General features: G+C 58.5%; 5 protein-coding genes. 4 read left to right on the top strand and 1 reads right to left on the bottom strand.

What is annotated here, in order from left to right:
* Window positions 1–511, top strand: a 511-nt coding sequence (locus ABYV89_RS15355; protein ID WP_432823810.1) for an ATP-binding cassette domain-containing protein, incomplete at its 5' end; no start/stop codon positions are given.
* 60 nt (window positions 512–571) lie between these two features.
* On the opposite strand, the gene ABYV89_RS15350 is transcribed toward ABYV89_RS15355, so the two are convergent.
* Entirely contained in the window at window positions 572–1,018 is a 447-nt protein-coding gene (locus ABYV89_RS15350) for a hypothetical protein (protein ID WP_432823809.1), read from the bottom strand.
* 54 nt (window positions 1,019–1,072) lie between these two features.
* On the opposite strand from ABYV89_RS15350, the gene ABYV89_RS15345 reads away from it, so the two are divergent.
* The 3 genes from ABYV89_RS15345 to ABYV89_RS15335 form a co-directional block, all read left to right on the top strand.
* Entirely contained in the window at window positions 1,073–2,518 is a 1,446-nt protein-coding gene (locus tag ABYV89_RS15345; protein WP_432823808.1) for a TrkH family potassium uptake protein, read from the top strand.
* 25 nt (window positions 2,519–2,543) lie between these two features.
* Complete coding sequence (locus tag ABYV89_RS15340) at window positions 2,544–3,197, top strand: potassium channel family protein (protein WP_432823807.1); 654 nt, start codon at window positions 2,544–2,546, stop codon at window positions 3,195–3,197.
* 72 nt (window positions 3,198–3,269) lie between these two features.
* Window positions 3,270–3,740 (top strand): rubrerythrin family protein (locus tag ABYV89_RS15335; RefSeq protein ID WP_432823806.1); only part of this gene is annotated, 471 nt, incomplete at its 3' end.

Genomic DNA, 3,740 nt, shown 5'->3' with positions numbered 1-3,740 from the left:
GGAAACGCTGGAGGTGAAGTACAAGGGGAAGAGTATCGCCGAGGTGCTCGACATGACGGTCAACCAGGGGGCGAAGTTTCTCGAGAACATCCCGCGGATCAAGAACAAGCTGGAGACCCTGCGCGACGTCGGTCTCGGCTACATCAAGCTCGGCCAGAGCGCCACCACCCTCTCCGGCGGCGAGGCCCAGCGGGTCAAGCTGGCCAAGGAGCTCGGCAAGCGGGCTACCGGGCGGACCATCTATATCCTCGACGAACCGACCACCGGCCTGCACTTCGCCGACATCCAGAAGCTGCTCGACGTGCTGCAGCGGCTGGTTGAAACCGGCAATACGGTGGTGATCATCGAGCACAACCTCGACGTGATCAAGACCGCCGATCACATCATCGACCTCGGGCCCGAAGGGGGGCGCCGGGGGGGGGAGATCGTCGCCTTCGGCACGCCGGAGGCGGTCGCCCGCAACTCCCACTCCCACACCGGCCGCTACCTGCGGTCATATCTCGACCTGTAAAAAAAAACGGGCCGGCAAGCCGGCCCGTCAGTGATTGCAGGGAAGTGGTCTGCCGGCTGCTTAACCGGGGGAGATCTCCCGAATCAGGTCGCCGTTGACGATATAGTGGGATTCTTCGGTGAGCAGGCAGAAAAAGCCGGGTGTGGAGTTGATGTAGTCCTGCAGGCGCCCCTTGCCGGGCGGCATGGCGATGATGATGGTCCCCTCGAGGAGTTCGCCGCCGTAGAAGGTCAGCCTGACCTTGATCCGGTCGCCGTAGGTTTCCTCTTCGTTTTGAACCGGGTAGCGGGCGTGGGTTACCGAGCTTTTGTTGACCAGGCAGAAGCGGCCATCCCTGGTCTTGAACGGGCAGAAGGTGTCCGTTTCCCGAAACAGGTCAACCAGGCGCTGAGACCCGCTGTGGGATGGGCTGAAGGGGCTGAGAAACATGATGCCGTCATGAACGACACCGTCGGCGAGAAAAAGCATGACCGGAATTTCGAGCTTGTCCACCCTGTAGTCATTCATGTCGAAGTCTCCTGCTGTCAGGTAATGTGATACCCGCATGGTAAACTCTTTTCCATGGTGAGGCAAGCGAAACGGCGGCAGGAGAAAGTACGCTTTCCGGTTTGCTTCAAGCGGGGCTCAAGGTTGACCATGAAAAACAGAGCGCAGCGGCTGCGACAGCTTTCACCCGGCATGATCCTGATGATCTATTATGTCGGCGCCATTTTTCTCGGGGCCTGCGCCCTGAGCCTGCCGGTGTCCGCTGTCGGCGAACCGCTGAAGTTTATCGATGCCCTCTTTACCGCAACCTCGGCCCAGTGCGTGACCGGACTGGCGGTGGTCGATACCGGCACCCGTCTTTCGACGTTCGGGCAGCTGGTGGTGCTGCTGCTGATTCAGACCGGCGGCCTGGGCATCACGACCTTTTCCGTCTATCTCTTCTTTTATCTGCGCATCGGAGTCGGTACCCGCGGGCGCTGGATCATCCATGATACCCTGCTGCACACCCCGGTCGATTCATTGCGAAATCTGGTCCGCGGAATAATCCTCATGTCACTATGCATCGAGGGGATCGGCGCCCTGCTGCTTTCCTTTTCCTTTGTGCCGCGCATGGGCTGGGGGCCGGGTTTGTACAGTGCCGTCTTTCATTCGGTTTCGGCTTTCTGCAATGCCGGTTTTTCCCTCTTTGCCGACAACCTGGTCGGGTTTCGCAACGATCCGCTGGTCAATCTGACCATCATGCTGCTGATCGTTCTGGGCGGCATCGGCTTTCTGGTTCTGCGGGAACTGAAAGATCTGCTTCACAACCGGCAGCAGCGACGGCGGCGACTGTCGCTGCACTCAAAAATGGTGCTGCTGACCAGCGCCATCCTGATTTTGGCAGGGGCCCTGGTTATCGGGATTCTGGAAAGCAGCGCATCGCTACGCAACGCGTCGGCGGGTGAACTCATCTGGGCCTCGCTGTTCCAGTCGGTTACCAGTCGAACCGCCGGCTTCAATACCATCGACCTGTCACTGTTCGAGGTGCCGACCCTCTTTCTGCTCATGTTTCTCATGTTTGTCGGCGCCTCACCCGGATCCTGCGGCGGCGGCATAAAAACCACCAGCCTGGCGATATTTATTGCCATCATGCTCAGCCGCCTGCAAGGAAATGCCCATACCAACCTCTTTCGACGGACCATTTCAGACGAGGTGGCCAGCAAAACCCTGGCCCTGGTCATGCTGGCCATGCTGTTCATGGTGCTGGCCACCTTTGCCCTGCTGGCGGTGCAGTTGCAGGGGGTCGGCCTGGCGGAGAGCCGCAGCGGCTTTATGGATTACACCTTTGAAGCCATTTCAGCTTTCGCCACCGTCGGCCTTTCGGTGGGAGCCACGGCAAAGCTGGTCCCGCTGGGGAAACTTATCGTGATCATCCTGATGTTCGTCGGCCGGGTCGGACTGTTGACGGTCGCCTTTGCTTTCATTAAAAGATCCGGCAAAATCCCCGTGCAATATGGCGAAGAAAGCCTGATGATCGGTTGAGAAAGAGAAACAGGAGGCGGCAAACATGAAGCGTTTTTGTGTTATCGGACTGGGAAGTTTTGGTTATCATGTGGCCCGGACCCTCTACGAAAGCGGTCATGAGGTCATCGCCATCGACCTGAGCCGGGAGAAGGTCAAGCGGATCCAGGAGTATTCGAGTTATACGATCATTGGTGATGCCGCGAGCAAGGAATTCCTGGTTGGCCAGGGGGTCGCGGAAATGGATGCGGTGGTGGTCTCGACCGGCGACCGCTCTCACCTGTCGACCCTGATCACCCTCTACCTCAAGGAAATGAAGGTGCCGCGCATCCTGGTCAAGGCGGTGTCGGAAGACCATGGCCGCATCCTGGAAAAGGTAGGCGCCAGCGAGGTCATCTTCCCGGAAAAGGACATGGCGCTCAAGGTCGCGCGCGGGCTGACCAGCCCCAATATCCTCGACTTTCTCCCCTTGAGCGACGAATTGTCCATCAGCGAAGCGGCTCCTCCGGCGCGTTTCGTCGGCAAAAGTCTGGTGGAAATCGATCTGCGTCGCAGGTACAATGTCACCATCCTCGGGATCAAGGATGTGCTCACCGGGGATTTTCATACCCTCCCGAAATCAACCCATGTGATCAAGGACAGCGACATCCTGGTGCTGGTCGGTAAGGCAGAGGATATCGATACGGCTTGCAAGGGGTGACGGCAGGATTGACAGTCTGCCCCGGTGAGATAAAATGACGTGGTTAAAATCTAATTCACAAGGAGTGTACAAATGGCGGAATTGAGCGGCAGTAAAACCGAAAAGAATCTTCAGGAGGCCTTTGCCGGCGAGTCACAGGCCAATCGAACCTATCTGGCGTTTGCCAAAAAAGCCGAGCAGGAAGGCTACCTGCAGGTTGCCAAACTGTTTCGCGCCGCGGCAGATGCCGAAACCGTCCATGCCCACGCCCATTTGCGGACTTTGGGCGGCATCCGTTCCACCGCGGAGAACCTCAAGGAGGCCATCGGCGGTGAAACCCACGAGTTCACCAGCATGTACCCGCAGATGATCAAAGAGGCCGAGGCCGAAGGGCATCAGGCAGCGCTGCGCAACTTCAAATTTGCCAATGCCGTCGAAGAGGTCCATGCCGGTCTCTACCAGAACGCCCTCGACAACCTGGGTAAAAATATCGAGGTCGACTACTACGTCTGCCAGGTTTGCGGGCAAACCCTCGAGGGGGAGCCGAGCGGCGCCTGCCCGATC

The sequence above is a fragment of the Trichloromonas sp. genome, assembly GCF_041583255.1.
Taxonomy (GTDB): domain Bacteria; phylum Desulfobacterota; class Desulfuromonadia; order Desulfuromonadales; family Trichloromonadaceae; genus Trichloromonas.
This window is presented reverse-complemented; position numbering and strand designations above follow the sequence as displayed.

What these genes read in the sequence shown, in the direction of transcription:
- ABYV89_RS15340 (WP_432823807.1), top strand. Translation starts at nt 2,544, where the DNA reads ATGAAGCGTTTTTGTGTTATCGGACTGGGAAGTTTTGGTTATCATGTG.
- ABYV89_RS15350 (WP_432823809.1), bottom strand. Translation starts at nt 1,018, where the DNA reads ATGAATGACTACAGGGTGGACAAGCTCGAAATTCCGGTCATGCTTTTT.
- ABYV89_RS15345 (WP_432823808.1), top strand. Translation starts at nt 1,073, where the DNA reads ATGGTGAGGCAAGCGAAACGGCGGCAGGAGAAAGTACGCTTTCCGGTT.